Origin of the sequence: Burkholderia sp. A2 (assembly GCF_001729305.1) — a bacterium.
Lineage (GTDB): Bacteria > Pseudomonadota > Gammaproteobacteria > Burkholderiales > Burkholderiaceae > Burkholderia > Burkholderia sola.
Genome location: NZ_LZXX01000046.1, coordinates 81,851 through 106,614 on the forward strand (window position 1 = coordinate 81,851; position 24,764 = coordinate 106,614).

Below are 24,764 nucleotides of genomic sequence, written 5' to 3' on the forward strand. Positions count from 1 at the left end.
AATGCAGGTCGGGATGCGGATATTGCGCTGCGCCATACCTTTTTTGGCTAGGTGTACGGGCCGAAAGGCTTGCTGGAGCGGGGTCGTGCGAGTTCGGGGCATCGCTTTGGCGGGAGTGCAATGCAGTTGCTTTCGGCAGCAGGAAAACCAGCCGAAACCGGCGGCCGGCGTGAGCCGATCAGGGTTTTCCTGAGGGAAAAACGGTGCGGCTGGCCGTCGGGACTTCGGCTTCGGCGTCGGTTTGTGCAAACGTCCAGAAGGAAGTCGGTATGCGGATATCGACGTTCGCCCCGCTCCATCAGAAGCTGACGGCAGCGATCGACTGCGGATTCAACCCGCCGGCCAGGCATGCGCTCGCGGCCTGGTTTTGGTGGGACGGCGGTGTTGCTATGGTGGACTGACTCGAGCGAAACTTCGGGCGAAATGGCCGGAAGGATCAGCGTGGCCGCTGCGAATCCTATTGCGCCGACACCACCGAATACCCGGACGAGCAACTGGCTCCACCGAGCCCTATTCGTCAGGATCAGCGGCTCTCGCGCAAGGGTCGATGCCCCGCATTGCGCCGGTCAGGCGCGATCAAGCACGCTCTTCAGCAAATCGGCGCCTTCCTTTCCTTTGGCCGCATCGGTCCAGAGACGGTCGATCATCTTGCGGTACATGGTCACCGCGTCAGGCGCCGTCGTGATGGTCGCGATACCGGTGCGGATATTTGGCAACTCGCCGAGACGAAACGGCGAGGTCGCGACATACGTCTCCTCTTGGTCCGCGAAGATCTGGAAGGTTTCGCTCGGCATGTTGTCGCTGACAATGCCGATATGAATGCCGTCGACATCGCGATCGAGCATCTCGACGATGCGCATGACTTCACGGCGCGCGGCCAGTTTCCGTTCGAGCTGCACGCCCGGAGGCAGACCGAGGCGGCCCACCATCCCGTGATGCAGGAACTGTTCGATCTGACGCAAGCCGATCAGACTCGTCACATGGGGACGTGCCTGGCTGAATGCTGCCTTGCGTTCGGCGAGGATGGCTGTGACGCGGGCCAGCAACTGTTGCCACGACACGTCGTTCAGCGATGCCGGAATGCTTTCATGGAGCATCTGCGTGAGCCAGCCGTCGTATTCGTCGGAAGTCAGCAGGAACGAGAAAGGGTCGAAATGGGCGACGATGCGCGCCGAGCGGCTTTCCAGTTGACGCATCCGCTCGAAGTAGCTGACCGCCGAGTCGTGATATTCCACTTCCACGCCCAGCAGATTGGCAAGCGATACGCCGAACAGCGCCGCGAGGCGCTCGAGTGTGTCGACCTTGACGATCTCGCCGCGTTCAAGCTTGTACACGGCGGCGCGCGAGATGTTCAGCCGATCGGCGACATCTTCGCTGCGCAGCTCGGCCGCCATCCGGTAAGCACGTAGACGTTCGCCGATGCTTTGATAATCGAAGCGTGCCCCGTGCGGGCGTTTTTTCCGTGTGCTGGAGGATGTCACTCTGAAGGCCTCTGACGTTTGCGCAAGGAAATGCGGGGCGGCCACGCGGCCCCGGCGTCCCGGCTATAGACAATGAATTATTTTGTCTATTTTTTTGGATCGTGTATTTTAGCTCGAAAGGCATCGCGTGAGGAAGCGCGACGCAGATTTCACGGCATCACCGCATGCAGTGCGTCCTTGGCAATGGGGGTCACACACGGCCGATCTGTCTAAATAAATAGACAGATCGGCCGTGCGGGGCTGCACCTCGATGCCGTCGGACACGTCGGCCGCGCAGACGACGAAATGCCGTCGGCTGCGCGACCGCTCCAGCGACACGGGTTATGACACCAGCCATCAACGGCCGGAAAAGGACAAAGTGATGAATTTCAAACGCAAGCATTGGGCGGCGCTGACCGCTGCCGGCCTCACCGTCAATATGCCGGTGTCCCATGCGCAATCGAACGTGACGCTGTACGGTATGGCGGACGTGTTCGTGGGCTCCGTGAAAAACCCCGGTGGCCGGGCAGCCGTGGTCAATCAGGGCGGCGGGATGTCGACCTCGTTCTGGGGCCTGAGCGGCAAGGAGGATCTGGGCGGCGGCAATTCGGCGTTCTTCGTGCTGGAGAGCTATTTTCAGCCGCAAAACGGCGCTTACGGCCGCTATACGGGCGACAGTTTCTTTTCCCGTAACGCATTCGTCGGCTTGTCGACGAAGTTCGGCCAGTTGCGCGCCGGCCGCATTACAACGCCGCTGTATCTCGCGACGATCCAGTTCAACCCGTTGTTCAACTCATACACGTTCTCGCCGATGATTTTCCAGACTTTCAAAGGTCTGGGCACCGAAGGCGTGGTCGGCGACTCCGCATGGAACAACGCGGTGAGCTACACGAGCCCGACGTTGGGCGGCTTCAATGCGGGCGTGCTCTACGCGCTCGGCAATACGGCGGGCGAGAACGGCGCGAAGAAATGGAGCGTCAACGCCAACTTCGTGCGTGGCGCGTTCGCCGCCGCGGCGGTTTACCAGTACGTGAATTTCAACGCGACACCCGGCGATCTAGGCAAGACGCTCACCGGTGTGCCGGGACTCTACAGTCAGAGCACGGCTCAACTGAACGTTTCGTACGACTTCGGGTTCGTCAAGCTTTACGCGCAATACATGAACGTCGAAGACCGTTCACGGACCGGCAATTTCCACGGCAATACCGGGCAGGCCGGCGTGAGCGTGCCGATCGGCGTCGGTGCGTTACTGGCCAGCTACGCCTACACCCGATCGAGCGGCGGCGCCACGGACGGCCAGCATCGCAGCACCGGCGCACTCGGTTACGACTATCCGCTTTCGAAGCGCACCGACCTGTACACCGCGATCAAGCTCGATCATTTCGACAACGAGTCGACCGGCGTGACTTATGGCGCCGGCATGCGCACCCGTTTCTGATGCCATCGCACATTCGTCGCTCAATCAATGCTTGCATTCTCTGATTTGCACTAGTAGTCTAAATATTTAGACAAGGAGAAATTAAATGAATCTCTCAATCGCCAACGCATGGCTCGCTCAGGACATGGTCGGTTTTTCGGACATCCACCGCTTTGCGGAACGTTGCAGGGACGCTTCGTCGTCCGGCGGGCATGAAGCGGCTGCACTGGTCCTGCTCGCGCAGGCCGCGGCGACGTTCGCCGAGCGTCAGGAGGGTATCGCCGTCGATCAGGCGACGGTGCGGACGTTTCTGGTGAATTTACGCGCCGATGTGCAGCGTTTGAGCGACGCGAGCGGAGAATCCGACGCGGCGCTCCTGGCCGCGCTGAACCACTTCGCCGCAGGCATTTCGCAAGTCCTCGTCGTGTGACGGTGCGGAGCCCACCGAATGGCGCAGCCACTGCAAGCGTCCCGTCGGCGGCGGCCGATCAAGCTGCGCCCGTCCCCGCCGTCGATAAAAAACGACAATGAACGGCACGCAGAAACCGAATCGCCTGTCGCGTCGTAGAAAGCCAACCACTCACGCATACGGATAATCATGGAAGCAAATCTTCAATCGTCGGCGGCCATCCCGGCGCCGCAGTCGCCGGAACGGGTGTCGCGTTACGCGTGGAAAGTGCTGGCCGGCTCGGCAATCGGCTACGCGATGGACGGCTTCGACCTGCTGATTCTCGGCTTCATGCTGCCGGCCATTTCGGCGGGGCTTCATCTCAGCGGCCAGCAGGCCGGCGCATTGGTGACGTGGACGCTGATCGGCGCGGTGGCGGGCGGTGTGATCTTCGGTGCGTTGAGCGACCGCTTCGGCCGCATTCGCGTGCTGACCTGGACGATTCTGCTGTTCGCGATCTTCACGGGCTTATGCGCGTTCGCCCAAGGTTTCTGGGATCTGCTCGCGTACCGCACGATTGCGGGCATTGGGCTGGGCGGCGAGTTCGGCATCGGCATGGCGCTCGCCGCCGAAGCATGGCCCGCGAGCAAACGGGCGCGGGTGTCGTCCTACGTGGCGATGGGCTGGCAAAGCGGCGTGCTGCTCGCGGCGCTGCTGACGCCGCTTCTGCTTCAGCACATCGGCTGGCGCGGCATATTCGCGGTCGGCGTGCTGCCGGCGCTGGTAGCCTGGATCTTGCGCAACAAGCTGCATGAACCCGAAGTGTTCGTGAAGGGCAGCAAGCCGGCGCGCACGACCCAGCGCTTTCGTCTGCTGGTGGCCGACAGCCGCACCGCGCGCACGAGTCTCGGCATCATCATCCTGTGTTCGGTGCAGAACTTCGGCTACTACGGAATCATGATCTGGATGCCTACATTCCTGTCGAAGCAGATGGGCTTCTCGCTGACGAAGTCGGGGCTGTGGACGGCGGTGACGGTGATCGGAATGATGAGCGGCGTGTGGCTGTTCGGGCAATTGGCCGACCGGATCGGCCGCAAGCGGACCTTCCTGTTGTATCAGTTCGGCGCCGTGGTCATGGTAATCGCGTATTCGCGCCTGACCGATGCGGTCACGATGTTGTGGGCCGGCGCGCTGATGGGCATGTTCGTCAACGGCATGGTGGGAGGCTACGGCACGCTGATGTCCGAAGCCTATCCGACCCGTGTGCGCGCCACCGCGCAAAACGTTCTGTGGAACGTGGGCCGCGCGATCGGTGGACTCGGGCCGTTGGTGGTCGGCGCGCTTGCGGCGCAGTACTCGTTTCAGATCGCGATTGCGCTGCTTGCCGCGCTATACGTGCTCGACATGGTGGCGACGCTCGTGCTGATTCCCGAATTGAAAGGCGTGCCGCTCGAGTAAATCGTCCGGCGCAGTAGAAATGGGCGACCGTTTTCGCGGCCGTTATGCCAACAATCAACGGGAGGACGTCATGCGTGACGATCCGTGTTCCTGCGGCGCTTCATGGGCCGCGAGCGTGAGCTCGCACGATTGTGAAATCGTCGAGCATCGCGCAGTCAACAGCCGCTACCGCTATCTGCGTGTACGGGCGCAAGCACCGCTCGCCCACACGACGCAAGCCGGCCAGTTCTATCAGTTGACGTGTCCGGTGACAGCGCAGCATCAGCCGTTCCTGTTGCGGCCCATGAGCGTCTACGGCATGGGACCCGGCGCGGGAGAGATCGAATTTCTCTACAACGTAACGGGCGTCGGCACGCGCGCGCTTGCGCAGTCCGTGAACGGCGCGCGCATCTCGATCGTCGGCCCGCTTGGACAGCCGTTCCATCTTCCGCCCGCGGCGCGCCGGCTGTTGCTGGTGGCGCGTGGCGTGGGTCTCGCGACAATGGCGCCACTGGTGCGACGCGCGGCACACGCCGGCATCGCCCTGACCATTGTGATGTCGGCGCGCAAACCGGGCGACTTGATGCGCGAGGCGTTTCTACGCGGTGCAGACGCCGAGGTCCATTGCGTATTCGACAGCGACGGCTCGTCGGACCCGCAACGAATGGAGCCGCTGCTGCGTGCGTTGCTTGCGCGTGAACGGCTGGATGCGGTCTACACCTGCGGCTCGCAGCGTGTGCTGGCGTTGCTGCAGCGCCTGCTTGTCGAGCATCCGCGAATTCACGGCGAAGTGGCCCTGGAGCAGCGCATGGCGTGCGGCATGGGCGTGTGCCTGTCTTGCGTGCGGATGTTCGATGACGGCGAAACGCGCAGCTTTCAGCGCGTCTGTCGCGAAGGTCCGGTATTTGCCATTCGCGACGTCGTGGCGGAGGTGGATTTTGCCTGATCTCTCAGTCAATCTCGGCGCGCTGCGTCTGCGCAATCCGGTGATGCCCGCATCGGGCTGCTTCGCGATCGAGTACGGCGAGGCGCTCGATCTCGAGCAACTCGGCGCGCTGGTCGTCAAAAGCGTGTCGCCGGTGAGCCGTCCCGGCAACCCGACGCCGCGTGTGGCGGAAACCGTTCACGGCATGCTCAACTCGATCGGTATCCCGAGCCGCGGAATCGACCACTACCGCGATCACGTGCTGCCCGCATATACCCGCTACGGCACGCCCGTGGTGGTGTCGGTGTCGGCGGATACGGCCGACAGTTTCGCACAAGCCTGTGAAGCACTCTCGCTGCCCGAGGTGGCCGCGATCGAGGCCAACATCTCGTGCCCCAATCTCGAGGCGGACGGCATGGCCTTCGGCATGGACGCGCAGACCACGTGGCAGGTCGTCGACGCGGTCAGGCGGCGCACACGCCATCCGCTGTGGGTCAAGCTCACGCCGAACGCGGGCAACATCGCGCGGATCGCGCGCGCGGCCGAAGAGGCCGGCGCCGACGCAGTCGTCATGGGCAATACCGTGCTGGGCATGTCGATCGACGTGCGCACGCGCAAGCCCTCGCTCGGCAACGTGATGGGCGGACTGTCGGGACCGTCGATCAAGCCAGTCGCGCTGCGGCTGGTGCACCAGTGCTATCGCGCGATTTCGATTCCCGTGATCGGCTGCGGCGGCATCCAGAATGCCGACGATGCCGTCGAGTTCATGCTCGCGGGCGCGAGCGCGGTGCAGGTCGGGACGGCGTCGTTCCGCGATCCTGGTGTGATGCAGACAATCATCGACGGACTCGCGGCGTATTGCGTCGAGCAGCGTATCGACGCCATCGCGGAGTTGACCGGCCGCGTCGAACTCGACGCGCAGTTGAACGAACGCTGGGCGCGATTCTGCGCGACGGCCCATGCACGGGCTCCTGCAAACGGAGCCGAGCCGGCGCTCAAAAGCGAGCACGACCATCATCACGACCGCAATGTGGTCGGCATGCCATGAATGCAAATACTGAAGTCCTGAACAGCCTGCGCGAACCGGCGTATTCGCCGGAAGTGACGCCTGCGCCGCCGGCTCCGCCGATCCCGCTTGAAGAACTGACGCCGCTCGCGATGCAGTGGTTCGACGAAACCCGTGCGTTGTCGTTCGACGGTGTCGGCATCACGCGTGAGAGCTATGGCGAAAGCGAATCGGCCGCCGCCCGCCTGCTCACGCAGTACGCCGAGCAGGAGGGCTTGCACGTCACCGCCGATCACGCGGCCAATCTGATCTTCAGCCTGCCCGACAGCGACGACCGTACACCCGCCATCTGGGTCGGCTCGCATCTCGACTCCGTGCCGCACGGCGGCAATTACGACGGCCTGGCCGGCATCGTCGCCGGTCTGCTCTGCCTGGTCGATCAGCGGCGCAATGGACGTCCTTCGCGGCATCAGTTGAAAGTGATTGCCTTGCGCGGTGAAGAGAGCGCCTGGTTCGGCAAAGCGTATATCGGATCCAGCGCTCTATTCGGCAAACTGCAGCCCGACGATCTGCTGATGAAGCATCGCAGCACCGGGCGCACGCTGGCCGAATGCATGGCGTCGGCGGGCGTCGACGTGGACGCCGTGAGAGCCCGGAAGCCTTGCTTCGACCTGCGTGGCGCGCATGCGTATCTGGAGTTGCATATCGAGCAGGGTCCGGTCATGGTGGCGCGCGATCTGCCGGTAGCGGTGGTGTCGGGCATTCGCGGCAATATCCGCCACAACTCGATTAGCTGCATCGGCGAAGCGGGTCATTCCGGCGCCGTGCCGCGTGGTTTGCGGCATGATGCGATTTTCGCGGTGGCCGAGCTGATCACGCGGCTCGACGATCACTGGCGCTCGCTGCTGGAGCGCGATATCGACCTGGTGGTGACAACCGGCATGGTGTCGACCGATCAGGAGGAGCATTCGATCTCGCGGATTCCCGGCCAGGTGCATTTCAGTTTCGAGGCGCGCAGCGAAAGCACCGACACGCTCAACGTCTTCCACGAACTGTTGATGGCCGAGTGCAACTCGATTGCGCGCGAACGCGGCGTGAGATTCGAATTCGACCGCCGCTTGACGAGCGCGCCCGCGCGCATGGACCCACGCCTGCGCGAGGCGCTGACGCAAGCGTGCAACCGCCTCGCTATTCCCGTCGCGACCCTGGCGAGCGGCGCGGGCCACGACGCCGCGCTGTTCGCGAACGCCGGCGTGCCGAGCGGCATGCTGTTCGTGCGCAATGCGCACGGCTCGCACAACCCTCACGAAGCGATGGACATCGCAGACTTCATGAAGGGCGTGGGCGTGCTCGCGGAAACGATCCGGTGTCTTTGAATGCGCGCTATTGCGCCGGTGCGGTATGACAGCGGATAAACGCGAACACTTCGTCCAGCTCGGAGACGATACGCGTGCCGTCCGGCACGCCTTCAAACGCGCTTGCGGGACCGATGCACATCAACGGCTTGGCGAAGCGCGTGGCGAGGCGTATCTCGTCGAGCGTGCCCTTGCTGCCCGGCAATGCGATCACCACGTCGCTCGTCAGCACGTTCACGTAATTGCGACTGAGCGCGGAATCCGGCGCGCCGGCTTCCTTGCGCGGCAGCGGCGTGAGAATCGGCAGATCGACAAACGGGTTCGGATAGCCGGCGATCGGAATGAAGCCGAATAGCGGATGCGTCTCGCTCGGCACGATGCCGATCGAGCGCCCTGCGCGCTCGCGCACGGTGGCGAATGCCCGCGCAGTGGACAGCATCACGCCCCGTCCCGCGCCGGTCAGCAGGTCGAAGCCATGACAGGCGATCCATGTGCCGAGCGGTTCCGCCAGTTCCGGCCATTCGCTGCTGCCAGAGCCCATCACGCCAATAATTGCCATCTTCCCCCTCCTGTTTCGCAGACAAGCCCAGAAGTCGTCAGCATGCCCGCTCGTCTTTTTAATTATACACAGAGATGTCGCCATGACTGCCCGGACCACTAAATCCGCGCGAAAATTGCGAATTTTTGCGCTTGCATTTCTTCTTGAGTTTGTTTAGTCTAAAAAAATAGATTTCAAATCGACTGAAGGCGATGGCCGTCGCCTTCGGCATAGAAACGTTCCGGGTTTAAACGCCCGCTATTACCTGAGAGAGATGAGAACCATGCTTGACCACGCAACCAACGAATTGCTCACGCGCGTCGGACCCAATACACCGTGCGGCGATTTGCTGCGGCGCTACTGGCATCCGGTGGGATATTCGTCGGAACTGGCCGAGCCCGGCCAGACGAAGCAGGTGCGGGTTCTCGGCGAGGATCTCGTGCTGGCGCGCACCGAGGGTGGCGACGTGCTACTGGTGCAGGAACGTTGTCCGCATCGCGGTGCCTCGCTGCTGTACGGCTTCGTGGAGGGCGAAAAGATTCGTTGCGCCTATCACGGCTGGCTCTACAACGCGGCGGGAGAATGCGTCGAGCGTCCGTTCGAATCGGCGAAAGCCAGCCGCGTCTGCAAGAAGATGATCGACAGCTACGCGACTCACGAATGCGGCGGCCTGATCTTCGCTTACATGGGACCGGCCGAGCACAAGCCCGCGTTTCCGAACTGGGACATTCTGGTGAGAAATGATGGCGTCCGTCACTTCGAAGTGCAGGACGACCTGGCCTGCAATTGGTTCCAAGTGCAGGAAAATGCCGTCGACGTCACGCATACGTTCTACACGCACTCGAAGTATTTCGAACATCTCGGCATGACCGACCGTTCCGGTTTCGGCAAGCCGTTCAAGCGCTTCGGCTTCCAGCGTTTCGACTGGGGCATCGTGAAGAGTTGGGAGTACGCGTCGGCGGGACGTGGCTGGGGCAACCTGATGGTGTTCCCGAACATGCTGCGCATCATGACCGAAATGCATTGGCGCGTGCCGGTCGACGACACGACCACGCGCATCGTCTGGGTCTCGTTTAAGCCTTCCGCCGACGGCGCCGCCGTGACCGCCAGCGAAGCGCCGAAAATCGTACAGCAACCGAAGCGCACCGACGTCGCCGGTCGTTACCTGATGGACACGTTCATGAGTCAGGACGCCATGGCGGTCGAAACACAGGGCCCGATCCTGGACCGCTCGCGCGAGAATCTCGGCGCCTCCGATCGCGGCATCGTGATGTTCCGGCAGATGCTGCAGGAGCAGATCGAAGCCGTGGCGCGCGGCGAGCGGCCGGTAGCGAACGTCTACGGCGCCGCGCCTGAAGTGACCGATCTGCGTCAGTGGATGGGCGGCTATCTGCCGATGAGTTGCGAACCCGATCCCACGTTCCGGCAAAGCCGCGAATTCTCCGACATTTTCGACGACTCGCACATCGAGTACGAAATTCCGGCGACGTCACCCGCGATGCGTGGTTGAGCGACGCTCCCGGCCATTCATCCACACGAATCACGCGAGGCAAAACGCTTGAGCACGAGAAACAGGATTGCGCCGGCGCTGCTGGTGTTGGGGCTGGCGGCCATCGTGCTGCTGGGTTGGCGGGGGCTGCTGTCAGCGCAGGATACCCGGATCGTCGCCATCGTCTTTACGTGCATCGTATTGTGGGCGACGTCGATGATCGGCGGTCTGCTGGTGTCGCTGCTGTTCTTCCTTCTTGCCGCGACGCTGACCTCGGTACCGACCCAGGAGATTTTCTCCGGCTTTGCGTCGAGCGCATTCTGGCTGGTGTTCAGCGGTTCCGCGATCGGCTTCGCGCTGAAGGAAAGCGGTTTGAGCGAGCGCATCGGCATGGCGCTCGCGCGGCGCATCGGCGGCTCGTATCTGAAAGCCCTGCTCGCCTTCGCGGTGCTGAGCTTTCTGCTGTCGCTGGTGATGCCCTCCACGTTCGGCCGCGTCGCGATCCTGATTCCGATCGCCATCGGCTATTGCGACGTGGTGCGCCTGGGCGAATCCGCCAAAGGACGACGCGGTATTCTGCTGCTCGTGATCGTCGGCTCGTATGAACTGGCCGCGGCGGTGCTGCCGGCAAATCTGCCGAACGTGATCATGGCGGGGATTCTCGAACAGACGCACGGTATGCATCTGCGTTTCTCGGAATATCTGCTGTACTTCTTTCCGGCCGGCGTGCTTGTGCGCGGCGCGATTCTCGTGTGTGTGTCGCACTGGCTGTTCGCGGACAAAGTCGACGAAGTGGCGATACCGGCGGCGAGCGCGCGCATGAGCGCGCGCGAACTGCATGCCATCGTGCTGCTCATGATCACGCTGCTATTCTGGTTCACCGATTCGATTCACCACATTGCGCCGGGCTGGGTCGGACTCGGCTTCACACTCGCGTACTTCCTGACCTCGCCCGCGGAGCAACTCACGCGCTTCACCGCCACGGTCAAGATGGATCTGCTGTGGTTTATCGCCGCGATCATCGGCTTGACCGCGCTCGTCAATCATCTCGGCGTACGCATTCCGGACGATCTCGCGCTGGCCTCGTTGCGCGAGAGCCCGTTCGGCGCGTATCTGGTGCTGAGCGCGATGTCGATCGTACTGTGCTTCGCGGTGACCTCCAACGCCGAGCCCGCGCTGTTCGTGCCGGTCGTCTCGCGGATGCTCGCGCAAGCGGCGCATCTTAAGGTGGGACTGCTGTCGCAGGTGATGGGCTACGGCACCACGTTTCTCCCGTATCAGTCGCCGCCGATTGTCTTCGGCAACGAACTGGCGCGGCTCGACCGGCGCGCGGCCATCCAGTATTGCCTGGTGACGGCCGTGCTCGGCGTGCTGTTGGTGATCCCGATCAATGCGTTGTGGTGGCGGCTCATCGGGCTGCTGTAACCGCAGTCATGCAATACCTGCGAACTCATTCGATACTCAATCATGGAACACGATCTGATCGCCGTGCGCGTGGCCGCGCGCGAGCGTGCCGCTTCCGATGTGATCTCGCTTCGGCTGGTGAGTGACGACGCCGACGTGCCGCTTCCTTCGTTCGCGGCGGGCGCCCATATCGACCTGCATCTGCGCGACGGGCTGACCCGCAAGTATTCGCTGTGCAATGCGCCCGCCGAGCGCGGCTTCTATGAAATCGCCGTGAAACGCGAAGCCGCCTCGCGCGGCGGCTCGGCGCACGTGCATGACGCGCTCCGGGTCGGCGACGTGCTGCGCGTCGGCGTGCCGCTCAACTATTTTTCGTTGGCCGACGACGACAGTCCGAGCGTGCTGCTGGCCGCCGGCATCGGCATTACCCCATTGCTGGCGATGATGCACGATCTGACGCGCGCGAAGCGGCCGTTTGCGTTGCATTACTTTATTCGCTCGATGGACAGCGCTGCTTACGTGGAGACCGTGCAACGGCAATTCGCCAGTGTGTCGAATCTCCACGTCGGCCTGACGCCTTCGGCGACGACCGCGAAAATCGGCGAGATCGTCGCCGAGATGGACGTGCGCTCGCATCTCTACTTTTGCGGTCCGGCCCCGTTCATGGACGCGGTGAACGCAATCGCGGCTTCGCGCCTGCCTGCTGCCCACGTTCACTACGAACATTTCTCCGCGCCGGTTTGCACGGACGCGGCCGAAGGCGGAGAGCGGGAATTCATCATCGAGCTGGCGCGCTCGAAGCGCGTGCTTTCCGTCCCAGCCGACCAATCCATCACCGATGTGCTCTATGAACACGGGATCGAGGTCGAGACTTCGTGCGAGGCAGGTATTTGCGGCGCGTGCCGTACCGCGGTTCTCGGCGGTACGCCCGATCACAGGGACGCGTTTTTGAGTCCGGCGGACAAGGCGCGCAACGATTGCGTGATGCCGTGCGTGTCGCGCTGCCGAGGTGAGCGTCTGGTGCTCGATATCTGAGCTTGCCTCCCAATCATGTTACGTTCTTGCAAAAAACTTACCTCATCCCCGACCCTGGCTCACAAAACTGTCCCGTTTGAAACCGGAAAATGCCGGCATTGAGGTCGGCCCGATTGCCGTCCTGGCCTTAATTGGAAAATTCCGGCTCTTCGGGGCAGGCCGAACCGGCCCGATAGGAGCACTGGCGGGCGAATTCCGCCGGTGTCATCCACTGCAGCGCAGAGTGAGGGCGCCTCGTCATAGTGCTCGCACCAGACTTCGATTTTGCGTCCGGCGTCCTCGAGCGACACGAACCCATGGGCGCTGAGGCATTCCTTTCGAAAGCGTCCGTTGCACGATTCATTCTTCGCATTGACGGTCGGCTTGCGTGGACGCGAGAAGTCGATTTCCACGTCATTCTCGTACGCCCATTGGTCGAGCGCCCTCGCAATGAATTCGCCGCCATCCTCTGACGTGCCGCAAGAATCCGTGCAATGACTGTTCAGTTTCCGCACACATCAACGCAAACCCCCGCCGACCCACGCGGCCCCGACGGATGGGAAGAAACCCGGATAGCCCCGCTTCTCCACCCCCGCCTACCCTCGCGCGCATGCCGGTCGACGCCCAAGCAACGATCCGGCCGATCCGAATTCCCCAGGAGCGCACATGGATAGCACCCACCCCGTACTGTTCGACACCGACATCTGGCGCGGCAAGATCTTCACCGGCCGCTGGCACGCAAGCCCGCACGCGGCCGACGTGATCGAGCCGGCGACCGGCAACACGCTCGGCCGCATCGGTCTCGCCGACGGCGCAGCCATCGCCGAAGCATCGGCCGTCGCACACCGCACCCAACCTGGATGGTTCGCCCTGCCCTACGACGCGCGCGCGGCGGTCCTGCGCCGCGCGGCGACCGTCGCCGAAACGCACTTCGATTCGATCGTCGACTGGCTCGTGCGCGAAAGCGGCTCGACGCGCGCGAAGGCGGCGTTCGAAACGTCCGTCACGATCAAGGCGCTGCACGAAGCGGCCGGGCTGCCGTCGCGCGCGGCCGGCGAAGTGCTGCCATCGGCGGCCGGCCGGTTGTCGCTCGCGCGCCGCCGCCCGCGCGGCGTGGTCGGCGTGATCTCGCCGTTCAATTTCCCGCTGTACCTCGCGATACGCGCGGTCGCGCCGGCGCTCGCGCTCGGCAACGCGGTCGTGCTGAAGCCCGATCCGCGCACCGCCGTGTGCGGCGGCGTCGCGATCGCCCGCGTGTTCGAGCTCGCCGGCTTGCCCGAGGGCGTGCTGCACGTGCTGCCCGGCGACGGCGCGGCCGGCGCGGCGCTGGTCGCCGATCCGCACGTCGCGATGATCCAGTTCACCGGCTCCACCGCGGCCGGGCGCAAGGTCGGCGAAGCGGCGGGCCGCCACCTGAAGAAGGTATCGCTCGAACTCGGCGGCAAGAACTCGCTGATCGTGCTCGACGATGCCGATCTCGACCGCGCGGTCGCGAACACCGCGTGGGGCGCGTATCTGCACCAAGGCCAGATCTGCATGGCGACCGGCCGCGTGCTCGTGCAGCGCGCGATTCACGACCGCTTCGTCGCGAAGCTCGTCGAGAAGGCGAGAAGCCTGCACGTCGGCGACCCGGCCACCGGCGACGTCGGTCTCGGCCCGCTGATCAACGCCGCGCAACGCGACCATGCGGCGAGCGTGGTCGACGCGGCCCGCCGCGCGGGCGCACGGGTCGAAACGGGCGGCAATCATCGCGGCCTGTTTTTCGAGCCGACCGTGCTGAGCGGCGTCGCGCCGGGCAATCCGGCATTCGACGAGGAGATTTTCGGGCCGGTGGCGATCGTCGTGCCGTTCGATACCGACGAAGACGCGATCGCACTCGCGAACCGGACCGAATACGGGCTGTCGATGGCGATCCTGTCCGCCGACGTCGGCCGCGCGCTGAGGATCGGCGAGCGGTTGAACACGGGGTTGCTGCACATCAACGACCAGACGGTCAACGATGAAGTGATCAATCCGTTCGGCGGCGTCGGCGCATCGGGCAATGGCACGAGTATCGGCGGTGCGGCAAACTGGGAGGAATTCACGCAGTGGCAGTGGCTGACGATCAAGGGCGAAGCGCCGCTGTATCCGATTTGACGAGGAGACCGACCATGTACACCGACAACGATACACGCGCCGTCACCGCGGCCGTCGCACGCGCCGCCGGTGCACCCTTCTCGATCGAAGCGGCCCGCATCCGCGCGCCGCGCGGCGACGAGGTACTGGTGCGCGTCGTCGCGACCGGCTTGTGCCATACCGACCTGATCGTGCGCGACCAGTACTATCCGGTGCCGCTGCCGGCCGTGCTCGGTCACGAAGGCGCCGGCGTGATCGAGGCGGTCGGCCCGAACGTGAAGACGCTCGCCGCCGGCGATCACGTCGTGCTGACCTACGGCGCGTGCGGCCATTGCGCGTCCTGCGTCGGCGGTCACGGCGCGTATTGCCGGCAGTTCTTCGCGCTGAATTTCGGCGGCGCCGACACCGACGGGCAGATGGCCATCCGCGACGAAGCCGGACAACCGCTGCACGATCATTTCTTCGCGCAGTCGTCGTTCGCGAGCTACGCGCTTGCGCGCGAGAACAACGCGATCCGGGTGCCGAAGGAAGCGCCGCTCGAACTGCTCGGCCCGCTCGGCTGCGGGATCCAGACCGGCGCGGGCGCGGTAATCCACTCGCTCGCGGTGCGCCCGGGCAGCAGCTTCGCGAGCTTCGGTGCGGGGGCGGTCGGCATGAGCGCCGTGATGGCCGCGCGCATCGCGGGCGCGACGACGATCATCGCGGTCGACATCGTGCCGTCGCGGCTCGCGCTGGCGCTGGAGCTCGGCGCGACGCACGCGATCAACAGCCGGGAAGTCGACGTGGTCGACGCGATCCGCGAGATCACCGGCGGCGGCGTCGACTACGCGCTCGAATCGACCGGGCTGCCGGCCGTGCTGTCGCAAGGGATCGACGCGCTCGGCTCGCGCGGCACGATGGGCGTGGTCGGCGCGCCGAAGCTCGGTACGAAAGCCGAATTCGACGTAAACAGCCTGCTGCTCGGCGGCCATACGATCCGCGGCATCGTCGAAGGCGACAGCGTGCCGCAGACGTTCATTCCGCAGCTCGTGCAGCTGTATCTGCAAGGGCGGTTTCCGTTCGACCGGCTGGTGAAGTTCTATCCGCTCGACCAGATCAACCAGGCGGCGGAAGACAGCGGCAAGGGGATCACGCTCAAGCCGATCCTGCGGTTGCCGCACTGAGCGCGCGCGGGCGCCGTGCGTGCCGCCGACGCCTCGCGGCGGCACGCGACGACGCCCTCGGGGGAGGAAAATGCCGCATTCCGGGCGCCGAGCTATATTACGCATTCGCTCGACACGCCGGCGCGGCACGCGCGCCCGGACCTTCGACCCACATGGAGCGCAGCGTGAACATGGCCCCCGAATCCCCTGCACGGCCGGTCGATCTCGACCGGCTCCGCGCCCGCTTCGCCGCGGGCGAGCCGCTGCCGGAAACGGCGTTGCCGGCCAGCGTCGCGCGCTCATGGCTGCGCTCGCGCGACGCCGGGCTCCGGCCGTGGCAAACCGCCCGCTATGAAATGCAGCGCGAGCGCGACGAATCCCGCGCGGACCGACGGCTCCATCGCTGCGTCGCGCAGGAAATCGAGCCGCTGTGGGCCGCATTCGGCGGCAGGGAATGGGCGATCATGTGCGTCAATCCGCACGGCACGATCGTCCATGCGCGGCGCAGCCCGCAATGCGACGACGCGCTGCTGACGCCGATCGTCGCCGGGCGCCGGATCGTCGAGCCGAACATCGGCACGACCGCGCCGAGCTGCGTGATTCACGACGGCGCCGAGGCCGTCGTCGCGGGCGCGCAGCATTATCTCCACGAGTTCTCGCGGGTGTTCTGTCTCGCGGTGCCGCTGGTCGGCTTCGACGGCGAAGTGATCGGCGCACTCGATATCACCGGCATCGGCCGGCGCAATGTCACGCAATTGCACGAACCGTTCCGGCACGCGTCGTTGTCCGCCGAACAGCGCCTCTATGCGATGCTGCGCGACTGCCATCTGTTGCAGGTGCAATTCGATCCGCGCTGGCTCGACACGCCGCTCGCCGGCGTCATTGCGCTCGACGAAGCGGGCCGCGTGCGCGCTGTGAGCCGCCTGGCGCGCCAGATGCTCGGCCTCGCGCCTGCCGGGCCGGTGGCGCCGCATGATCTGCGGCAGCTGTTTCCCGGCGCGACGCCCGCGCAGCGGCGTCGTTTGCTGACACCGGCGCGCACGCCGCAACGGATCGCGCGCGACGATGGTAGCCACGTATGGGTGCGCGCCGTGCGCGCGCCGCTCGATCACGCCGCCGCAACGCGCCACGCCGACGTGCTCGAAGACGCCGCCGACGTGTGCCGCGCGGCGCCGGCCGCCGGCCCCCAGGCGAGCCTGCACGAACAGTCGCTCGATGCGATCCGGCGCGCGCTCGACGAGCACGACGGCAACGTGTCGGCAGCCGCGCGGCAACTCGGCATTTCACGCACGACGCTGTACGCGAAATTGCGGCAGCGCGATGCGGCGGGGATCGGGCACGACGGATCGCATTGACGATGCGGAGTGAAGCAGGTCGCGTGGCAATGGCGCTTAGGGCTTGTTCACGCTGCTAACAGGCTTGCGCCGCCCCCCAAAGGCCAATACATGTTTGGGTCTCATCCGTTAGTCTCGTGTAGTCGCAGCCAGTCATTCGCAAAGGTGCGCGCCGGTTCACCGTCGCGCATCGCACAGGACTCGAGCCAGGCGGCGTGCGGCACGTGAATTCACGCCTGCGCGCGACTCGCGAGAAACTCCACGAGCAATGCGACCGGCCGGCCGGTCGCGCCTTTCGTCGCGCCGCTTCGCCACGCGGTACCTGCGATGTCGAGATGCGCCCACGGATATGCCTGCGCAAAACGTGACAGAAAACAGGCCGCCGTAATACTGCCCGCTGCGCGTCCGCCGATATTCGCCAGATCGGCGAAATTCGATTTCAGTTGCTCGCCGTACGCGTCGTCGACGGGCATACGCCATATCGCGTCCGACGCGGCTTCAGACGCATGCAGCAACGCGTCGGCAAGCGCATCGTCATTTGCGAACAGGCCGCTGCGATGATGGCCGAGCGCGACGACGCACGCTCCCGTGAGCGTGGCCACGTCGATCACGGCGGCGGGCCGGAAGCGCTCCGCATACGTGAGGGCATCGCACAGAATGAGTCGCCCCTCCGCGTCGGTGTTGAGCACCTCGATCGTGAGGCCCTTCATGCTCGTGACGATGTCGCCCGGCTTGTTCGCATCGCCGCCGGGCATGTTCTCGCAAGCCGGAATGATCGTGACGACATTCAACCGCAGCCCCATCTCGGCGACAGCCCGCATCGCACCCAGCACCGCGGCCGCCCCGCACATGTCGTATTTCATCTCGTCCATGGCTTCGGCAGGCTTGAGCGAAATGCCGCCCGAATCGAACGTGATACCTTTGCCGACGAGCACGACCGGCGCCGTGCGCGCGCCGGCGCCGCGATACTGGAGGACGATCAGTTGCGCCGGCTGTGCCGAACCGCGCGCGACGCTCAGGAATGCGCCCATTTTCAACGCGGTGATACGTTGGGGTCCCAACACGTCCACCTTCATGTCCCGGCCACGGGCAATCTTTCTTGCCGTATTCCCCAGCCATGCGGGCGTGCAAACGTTGCCCGGCATATTGCCGAGATCGCGTGCGAGATCGATGCCGTTTGCCAGCGCCACGGCGTGCCGGATGGCGCGCTTCGCGGCTTTCATCGCATCGGCGTCGACAGCGAACACCGCCGCGGTCAATGAGCCAGGAACATCCTCTTTCTCGCTTTTCATGTCGACGAAGCGATAACGCTCGTCGCGCAATTCAAGCACCGCAGCGCGCACGCGGGCGGCTGCGTCGAGGTCGATCACCGGCGCGAGTGTCAGCGCGATATTCACCTTCGTGAACCGGGTGGCGAGTACGGCGCGCCAGGCAGCACGCAGTGCCTGCCCGTAGCGTCGACGGTCGAGCGCTTCCGATGTGCCGAGCCCGACCAGCAAGATGCGCGACGCGCCCATGTGTTGCACTTCGTGCAACCAGTATGTCGAACCGACCTTTCCGTCGATATCGCCTGCCTTCCACGAACGGTCGATGCGTGCCGTGACCGCGCGATCGGGAATCGCCCACGTCGCGGACGGTTTCTGGTTTTCGAACAAACCGATCACGAGGCAATCGGCATCGGAGGCGTAGCCTTCGGCAGGCGTGCAGAGCAGAAAATTCATGGATCGAGCACAACTCGGAAGTAAGGGGAAACGTCACGGCGGGCGGTTCCCGGCCCTGCCCCGACACTGCCGAGATCGTACGCGTCACGACGCAAACGACTTTTGCGAATTAAATCGCCGGTCGGCCGAAATGAAGGACGTTTTTCCGCTGCGGCGGTGCTCGGCGGAATGCATTTTCCGCGCAGGTTGCGACGCCGCGAATTAGCCGTCCTCGTTCCGATCGTCGCGTCATCCCGATTCGACGATTCCCTGGTTCCGTCGATGATGCTGTATCCGTATCGTTCACGTATTCGTCAGACTTATCGGCCGATGACGGCGTGGTCCTTCGACGGCGAAACGACGGCACAAAATATTGCGTTGGTTTCAAACCACTTTGAGTCCGGCGGTTTTTGCAATGGCATACTCAAGCCTGGGCGCTGCGCAGAGACGTTGTCACTTCCAGAGGCGTGGCGGCGCAAATAATGTGCGCTTCTCACGTGCCGTTTTCGTGCACGCTTGCGAGCCTTGACGCCACGGGTCCAGGAATCCGTTTCATATGAATTACAGTTCACCGATCAGCGGCTCCCCCACGAGATGCGATGTCGACGACGAGCGCACGCGTTCGCGCGCGGCATGGTTGACGAGTGAATTCCGCGCGAGCTACGCGTGGCTGAAGTCGAAACTGCAAAGGCGCGTCGGCTCGCCGGCCGACGCGGAAGATCTGGCGGCGTCGTCGTTCGCCGAACTGGCGGATGTGCAGGACCTGACAGCCGTGCGCGATGCGCGCGCCTTTCTCACGGTCATCGCACAGCGCCTCACCTACGAGATGTGGCGCCGCCGCGATCTGGAACGCGCGTACCTGGACACGCTCGTCCATCGGGAAGAAGCCGTCATGCCGTCGGCGGAAAGCATGGCGGAAGTGACGCAGGCGCTCTTGCTCGTGGATCAGGCGTTGAACGGCCTGTCACCCAACGCGAAAAGCGCGTTCGTGATGAGTCAGATCGACGGCCTCACGCACGCTGAAATCGCCGAGCAGCTCGGGGTGTCGGTGAGCATGGTGCGCAAATATATCGCGCAGGCGCTGACGCAGTGCTATCTGATGGCATGAGCCGGCTGCGCCCGCGTCGGTGCTCGGCTGCCGGCTGACCTCCTCCCGTGCCGTTCATGGTCGCGAACGTGCCGCTTTCACTGCGCCGCACCGGGTCGCTCCAGTTGCCGTGCGACGATGTCGATCGCCCGCACGGGCGCTGCCTCCAGTTGCGAGTCATGATCCGTCACGAGCGCCGCGAACACGAGAAAGGCGGCCGGATCGAATCCGTAGCGGCCTTCCTCTCCCGATTCATAGGCATCGCCGGCGATGCGCTCGTATTCGTCGGACGCATGCAGGTGTTGCCCGCCGTAGCCGAGCTCGCGCAGCATCGCGGCGGCCATCGCCACGCGCAACAGGATGCGCAGCGCGATCAGCGAGCCTGCCCCGGCGCGCAGCGCTTCGAGCTGAAGGTGATACTCCAGTGAAAGCGCATCGCGAATGGCCTTCGGTAAAGGCAGAAGTTCCGTCTTGTCCAGCCGCGACCGGACTCTCGACTGGTCGAGACGCTGCGTCCATCCTCTCATCTTCGGTTCGCCATCCATCCGCACCCATTCGTCATGCCGTTCCGCCCACCGTCATGTCGTCCACGCGAACGGTAGGCTGCCCCACGCTCACCGGCACCGACTGGCCTGCCTTGCCGCACACGGCGCGGCCCGTGTCGAGTTCGAGGTTGTTGCCGACCATGCTGATTTTCTGGATCGTGTCCAGCCCGTTGCCGGTGATCGTCGCGCCTTTCACGGGTGCGCAGAGCCTGCCGTTTTCGATCAGGAATGCTTCCGACGCCTCGAACACGAACTGCCCGCTCGTGATGTCGACCTGCCCGCCCTCGAGCCCCGCCACGTATATCCCGCGCTTCACCGACGCAATGATCTCCTCGTGTTCGCGATCGCCGTTGAGCATGAACGTGTTGGTCATGCGGGGCATCGGCAACACCGCATAGCCCTCGCGGCGGCCATTGCCCGTCGGCCGCATGTTCATCAGGCGCGCATTGAGCGAGTCCTGCATGCAGCCGCGCAACACGCCGTCCTCGATCAATACCGTGCGTTGCGTCGGACAGCCTTCGTCGTCGATATTGAGCGAACCGCGGCGGCCTTCGAGCGTGCCGTCGTCGACGATGGTGACGTGACGCGCCGCCACGCGCTCGCCGATGCGGCCCGCGAACACCGAGGTCTTGCGCCGTATGCCGTCGGCCTCGAGACCATGGCCCACGGCTTCGTGCAACAGCACGCCGTTCCAGCCCGGCCCGACGACGACCGTCATCGTTCCCGCCGGCGCGGGTCGTGCATCCAGTTTCGTCAGCGCGGCTTCGACGCGGTCGTACACCAGCGTGCGGAGGTCGTCGTCCGACCACGAAGCGAGCCCGTAGCGACCGCCGATCCCGCCGCTCGCGCTTTCGATCCGGTCGCCCGATTTGACCCGAACGTTGATCGCCAACCGCAGCATGGGTCGCACGTCGCCGACGCCGAGTCCGTCGCAACGCGCGATCCACACTGTCTCGTGCGTCGCAGCGAGCATGGCGTTGACCTCGATCACGCGCCGATCCTTCGAACGTGCCAGTTCGTCCACACGCTTGAGCAGCGCAAGTTTCCGCTCAGCGCCGATCGCGCTAAGCGAGGCGCGCGGAAGATAGATCGATCGCGCCGCCGCGGAGCCGGCTGGTTCGCCGCGCGGCGTTACGCGGGACAGAACCTCCGGTCCCGAACGAATCTGCCGCGCGATCGTGCGCAACGCGTCCGCCCCGATTCGTTGCGAACTTGCGAACGTCGTCTCCTCACCGTTCAGCACGCGAATGCCGAATCCCGAATCGCACTGCCAGGCGCCGCCCCGCACGGCGCCGCCTTCTAGTGACCACGATTCGGCGATCGATTCCTTCAGATAGATGTCGGCAAAGTCGCCGGACTGCCCGAGCGCGCTGTTCAGCGCGGCGAACAAGTGCGTTTCGTCGATGCCGTGTTTGTCGAGCAGCCCTGCATACGCCGCGCGACGCATGTCGTGGAGCGAGGGGTCGCGGGTGTCAGTCAGGGTTTCGTGCGTGTCCAGCATGGTGTCGTACCGGTATGTGACAGGAAAGGATGGCCGCGCGTACCGCGCGCGTCAGCTGCCGCCGATTCTCATTTCATCGATCAGCCACGAACCCGTGCGGAAGCTTCCTCTGGTCACGGTGTCGGCCCCCACGGCGAGCAGGCCGGAAAACATCGCATTCAGATTCGACGCGATCGTGATGCCGGTGACCGGAAAACGGATCTGGCCGTTCTCCACCCAGAACCCCTTCGCGGCACGCGAGAAATCGCCGGTCAGCCGATTCACGCCGCCGCCCGCCATCTCGGTGACGAACAGGCCGCGATCGAGCCTTTCCAGCATCACGTCGATCCCGTCCGAGTTCGCGGTTTTCGCACTGCGCACTTCGAGGTTGTGCGGACCCCAGCCGTTGCCGGTCGGCGCCATGCCGAGACGCCGGGCCGCGTACAAGCCAAGAAAGTAGCCGCGCAACACGCCTGCGTCGACGACCGATCGCCGGGACACGGCCACGCCGTCGGCGTCGAAACATCGGCTCGCCATGCCTCTCGGGACGAACGGATCTTCGTGCAACTGAATGTGATCGGCAAAGATGCGAGTACCGAGACGGTGGGTCAGGTACGAGCCCGTCCGATAAAGCGCATCGCCGGATGCCGCGTTGACGAACTCGCCGAGCAGCGACATCGCGGCCGTCGGCTCGAACAACACGGGGCAACGCTGCGTTTCAATCTGCGTGCCGCCCAGCAGCGCGAGCGCGCGCGTTGCGGCTTGCGTGCCGATCCGTTCGGGTGCGTCGAGATCGGCATAGGCGCGCGCGCCGTCGCTCCAGAATCCCATTTGTTTCTCGCCGCTGCCTGCGGCGACGGGCATGCACGACACGAAATGCGCGGACCACGGCACGCTGTGCCCAAACCCCTGGCTGGTCGCGAGCAACGACAACCCCGCGGAAGTCCCGATGCTGGCGCCGTTGGTCGTCACGATGGCGGGGCTCGTGGAAAATGCGGCCTCTTCCGCACGACGGGCATCGTCGAGCATGTCATCGAGCGACAGATCGAGCGGATGATACAAGTCCAGATCGATGAAGTCCTTGGCCAGCAAGTCCGCCTGAGCCAGGCCAGCGGCGGCATCGACGTCCGTGACCGACGCGATGTCGATGGCGGCTGCCACCGCACCGGCGAGGCCGTCGGCGGACAAATCGGACGAGGTCGTCGCGCCACGTCGGCCATTGCGATAGACCACGAGCGAGACCGATGAAGACAGTCGAAGGCTCCGCTCGGTCGGCATCCGGTTGCGCACGGTCGCCGTTCGCGATTCGACATGATCGATCTCCACACGAACGCCGTCGGCCCCTGCGCGTCGTGCGAGATCGAGTGCACATTCGGCCGCTGCCTCGAGGCTGGATTTCACGTCGCGCCACTGCGTACCGCCGTCATGCATGGAAATTGCTCCGAGTGTTGGAATGCCGTGTGCCCGATGAGTCCGCTCATCTGCCGAGACGTTTTCGCGTCATATCGAGCGGGAGCACATTGGAAACAGTCTATCGATCGCGATCGAAATTTTTTTACGAAAGAAATCGCCGTCTCGCGGATTCGTGGAATCGTTTTGCGCGCACGTCGGCGTATCCGGAATTCACGTTCGACGCGCACTTTTTCTGCGATGACTCACGTGCAGCGCTTCGTCAGCCCGATCAAACGATCGCCGATGCTCGTGCCGACCTTTTTCATGGCCTGCGTGCCATCGCCGTAGTGGGATCGAAATCGCGCGATGAGTGAGGAATCCACCAACTCGATCCGCTCGAGGGTCTTGTCGCCTTGTGAAGCTTCTTCGCCGCGCTCCACCGCGCGCTTCGACGTTTCTTCCGCGAGCTGCATGAAGCGTCGGTCGTCATCGGGCGTCCAGTTGCAGGCCGCGCGCAACAATTCCCAGTGCGCGCCCGCAAGGCCGAATATGAAATCGGTGACGACCGCGGCATCGCCGAGCGGTTGAGCGACCAACACGAGAAGCCGTGTCGCCAACGCGTGTGCGGCGCCGGCCGGGGTGGTACCGGCTTTCGCGAGCGCCTGCTTGATCGCGGCCAGTTCCAGGTCCAGGGGCCCTTCCGCCCGAGCGGGGTCATGCTGCGCGGCCAGCCGGTCGCGAATCGACAGCAGCGCCGCATCGTCGCCGATCAACTCGGTCATCTCGCCGCCGGACAGCAGATCCGTGACCAGCATTCGCGGCAGCCGCGAGAGATTCGCACCCACCGGCACGGCGTCAAGCCACTGCGCGACGAACTCCGCGCCGTTCAGATGGGTGCGGCGATAGCTCGTCAGCGATTCCACCACGGCCAGCACGTTGGCCGGAATACCCAGCGTTCTTGCGCAATCGTCCACGTCCGCGGTGTTGCAGACGAACTGAATGGCGCTGCCGATTTCGCCGTCCCACATCGCTTCGGAAGGCGCGGCCCGCTTGCGGTCCAGCCACGCGCGCAATGCGGCAAGGCGCTCCGCCTTGAGCTGCGCGTCGCCGGCGAACGCGTTCGGTGCAACGGCGATCGCCGCCGGCAACGGCGTCACGGAGCCGAGGTGATTGTCGATGAAGCCGGCCAGTTGCGTGGCGGAGCGATTGCCGACCACGCGGCCGAGCTCCTTGCCGCCGCGCAGCAGGATCAGCGTCGGAATACCGCGGACACCGAATCGTTCGCGCACGCCTGCATTCTCGTCCACGTCGATCTTCACGAACGCCACGTTGCCCTGAAACTGCTCGCTCACTTTCGACAGCGTCGGCGCGAGCGCCTTGCACGGACCGCACCAGGGCGCCCAGAAGTCGACCAGTACGGGCAGCGGGTTGTTGATCACGTCGGCTTCGATGGTTTCCAGCGTCACTGCTTTCAGATTGCTCATGGATCGACCTTGTCCTGTTTCACTTGTTGGCGCGCCGTACATTTTTCAAATG

Annotated in this window: 20 protein-coding genes and 2 pseudogenes; 14 read left to right on the forward strand and 8 right to left on the reverse strand. The window is 64.4% G+C overall.

Annotation, left to right across the window (positions count from 1 at the left end):
• Positions 1-566: 566 nt before the first annotated feature.
• Positions 567-1,481: a helix-turn-helix domain-containing protein gene (locus A9Z05_RS03985; RefSeq protein ID WP_069616963.1), complete on the reverse strand. Its 915-nt coding sequence runs from the start codon at positions 1,479-1,481 to the stop codon at positions 567-569.
• A gap of 361 nt (positions 1,482-1,842) precedes the next feature.
• On the opposite strand from A9Z05_RS03985, the gene A9Z05_RS03990 reads away from it, so the two are divergent.
• From A9Z05_RS03990 to A9Z05_RS04015, 6 genes are all read left to right on the forward strand, one after another.
• The gene (locus A9Z05_RS03990) at positions 1,843-2,898 is read left to right on the forward strand and encodes a porin (protein WP_069617018.1); all 1,056 of its coding nucleotides are present in this window, start codon (positions 1,843-1,845) and stop codon (positions 2,896-2,898) included.
• Between the two features lie 85 nt (positions 2,899-2,983).
• Positions 2,984-3,307, forward strand: coding sequence for a hypothetical protein (locus A9Z05_RS03995; protein WP_069616964.1), 324 nt, complete (start codon positions 2,984-2,986; stop codon positions 3,305-3,307).
• 168 nt (positions 3,308-3,475) lie between these two features.
• Entirely contained in the window at positions 3,476-4,723 is a 1,248-nt protein-coding gene (locus A9Z05_RS04000; protein WP_069616965.1) for an MFS transporter, read from the forward strand.
• Positions 4,724-4,793: 70 nt separating this feature from the next.
• Positions 4,794-5,648: an oxidoreductase gene (locus A9Z05_RS04005; RefSeq protein WP_069617019.1), complete on the forward strand. Its 855-nt coding sequence runs from the start codon at positions 4,794-4,796 to the stop codon at positions 5,646-5,648.
• The gene (locus A9Z05_RS04010; protein WP_084044103.1) at positions 5,641-6,675 is read left to right on the forward strand and encodes a dihydroorotate dehydrogenase; all 1,035 of its coding nucleotides are present in this window, start codon (positions 5,641-5,643) and stop codon (positions 6,673-6,675) included. The genes A9Z05_RS04005 and A9Z05_RS04010 overlap by 8 nt, the downstream gene beginning before the upstream one ends.
• A 110-nt stretch (positions 6,676-6,785) precedes the next feature.
• A complete protein-coding gene (locus A9Z05_RS04015; protein ID WP_249190651.1) occupies positions 6,786-8,009 on the forward strand; it encodes a hydantoinase/carbamoylase family amidase in 1,224 nt (407 codons plus the stop codon).
• A 7-nt stretch (positions 8,010-8,016) separates the two neighbouring features.
• Here the strand turns inward: A9Z05_RS04015 and A9Z05_RS04020 are convergent, their stop codons facing one another.
• Complete coding sequence (locus tag A9Z05_RS04020; protein WP_069616967.1) at positions 8,017-8,547, reverse strand: DNA-binding protein; 531 nt, start codon at positions 8,545-8,547, stop codon at positions 8,017-8,019.
• 262 nt (positions 8,548-8,809) lie between these two features.
• On the opposite strand from A9Z05_RS04020, the gene A9Z05_RS04025 reads away from it, so the two are divergent.
• Genes A9Z05_RS04025 through A9Z05_RS04035 form a run of 3 tightly spaced genes read left to right on the forward strand, consistent with a single transcriptional unit; the run spans position 8,810 to position 12,454 of the window.
• Positions 8,810-10,036, forward strand: coding sequence for an aromatic ring-hydroxylating dioxygenase subunit alpha (locus A9Z05_RS04025; protein WP_069616968.1), 1,227 nt, complete (start codon positions 8,810-8,812; stop codon positions 10,034-10,036).
• A 48-nt stretch (positions 10,037-10,084) separates the two neighbouring features.
• Complete coding sequence (locus A9Z05_RS04030) at positions 10,085-11,440, forward strand: SLC13 family permease (RefSeq protein ID WP_069616969.1); 1,356 nt, start codon at positions 10,085-10,087, stop codon at positions 11,438-11,440.
• A 42-nt stretch (positions 11,441-11,482) separates the two neighbouring features.
• Positions 11,483-12,454: a PDR/VanB family oxidoreductase gene (locus tag A9Z05_RS04035; protein WP_069616970.1), complete on the forward strand. Its 972-nt coding sequence runs from the start codon at positions 11,483-11,485 to the stop codon at positions 12,452-12,454.
• A 127-nt stretch (positions 12,455-12,581) separates the two neighbouring features.
• On the opposite strand, the pseudogene A9Z05_RS34020 reads toward A9Z05_RS04035, so the two are convergent.
• Positions 12,582-12,906 (reverse strand): annotated as a pseudogene (locus A9Z05_RS34020) (integrase core domain-containing protein); the annotation flags it as partial.
• A 193-nt stretch (positions 12,907-13,099) separates the two neighbouring features.
• Between A9Z05_RS34020 and A9Z05_RS04040 the strand changes: the two are divergent.
• The 3 genes from A9Z05_RS04040 (at position 13,100) to A9Z05_RS04050 (ending at position 17,045) form a co-directional block, all read left to right on the forward strand.
• The gene (locus tag A9Z05_RS04040; RefSeq protein WP_069616971.1) at positions 13,100-14,569 is read left to right on the forward strand and encodes a benzaldehyde dehydrogenase; all 1,470 of its coding nucleotides are present in this window, start codon (positions 13,100-13,102) and stop codon (positions 14,567-14,569) included.
• Positions 14,570-14,583: 14 nt separating this feature from the next.
• Positions 14,584-15,711, forward strand: a complete 1,128-nt coding sequence (locus tag A9Z05_RS04045; protein WP_069616972.1) for an NAD(P)-dependent alcohol dehydrogenase — start codon at positions 14,584-14,586, stop codon at positions 15,709-15,711.
• Positions 15,712-15,881: 170 nt separating this feature from the next.
• Positions 15,882-17,045 (forward strand): helix-turn-helix domain-containing protein, encoded by a 1,164-nt coding sequence (locus A9Z05_RS04050; RefSeq protein ID WP_256121837.1) that lies wholly within the window; start codon positions 15,882-15,884, stop codon positions 17,043-17,045.
• Between the two features lie 209 nt (positions 17,046-17,254).
• Here the strand turns inward: A9Z05_RS04050 and A9Z05_RS04055 are convergent.
• A pseudogene (locus A9Z05_RS04055) lies at positions 17,255-18,700 on the reverse strand (leucyl aminopeptidase); the annotation flags it as partial.
• Positions 18,701-18,847: 147 nt separating this feature from the next.
• Between A9Z05_RS04055 and A9Z05_RS35865 the strand changes: the two are divergent.
• Both A9Z05_RS35865 and A9Z05_RS04060 read left to right on the forward strand, forming a co-directional pair.
• Positions 18,848-19,207, forward strand: a complete 360-nt coding sequence (locus tag A9Z05_RS35865; RefSeq protein WP_141723345.1) for a hypothetical protein — start codon at positions 18,848-18,850, stop codon at positions 19,205-19,207.
• 73 nt (positions 19,208-19,280) lie between these two features.
• The gene (locus A9Z05_RS04060) at positions 19,281-19,832 is read left to right on the forward strand and encodes a sigma-70 family RNA polymerase sigma factor (protein WP_084044105.1); all 552 of its coding nucleotides are present in this window, start codon (positions 19,281-19,283) and stop codon (positions 19,830-19,832) included.
• Positions 19,833-19,909: 77 nt separating this feature from the next.
• Here the strand turns inward: A9Z05_RS04060 and A9Z05_RS04065 are convergent, their stop codons facing one another.
• The 4 genes from A9Z05_RS04065 to trxA all read right to left on the reverse strand — a co-directional run bounded on the left by A9Z05_RS04065 (position 19,910) and on the right by trxA (position 24,712).
• Positions 19,910-20,338, reverse strand: a complete 429-nt coding sequence (locus A9Z05_RS04065) for a Fis family transcriptional regulator (protein WP_084044110.1) — start codon at positions 20,336-20,338, stop codon at positions 19,910-19,912.
• A gap of 31 nt (positions 20,339-20,369) precedes the next feature.
• Entirely contained in the window at positions 20,370-21,857 is a 1,488-nt protein-coding gene (gene tldD / locus A9Z05_RS04070; RefSeq protein WP_069616976.1) for a metalloprotease TldD, read from the reverse strand.
• Positions 21,858-21,908: 51 nt separating this feature from the next.
• Positions 21,909-23,267, reverse strand: a complete 1,359-nt coding sequence (locus A9Z05_RS04075; RefSeq protein WP_069616977.1) for a metallopeptidase TldD-related protein — start codon at positions 23,265-23,267, stop codon at positions 21,909-21,911.
• 224 nt (positions 23,268-23,491) lie between these two features.
• A complete protein-coding gene (gene trxA / locus A9Z05_RS04080; RefSeq protein ID WP_069616978.1) occupies positions 23,492-24,712 on the reverse strand; it encodes a thioredoxin in 1,221 nt (406 codons plus the stop codon).
• Between the last annotated feature and the right edge of the window lie 52 nt (positions 24,713-24,764).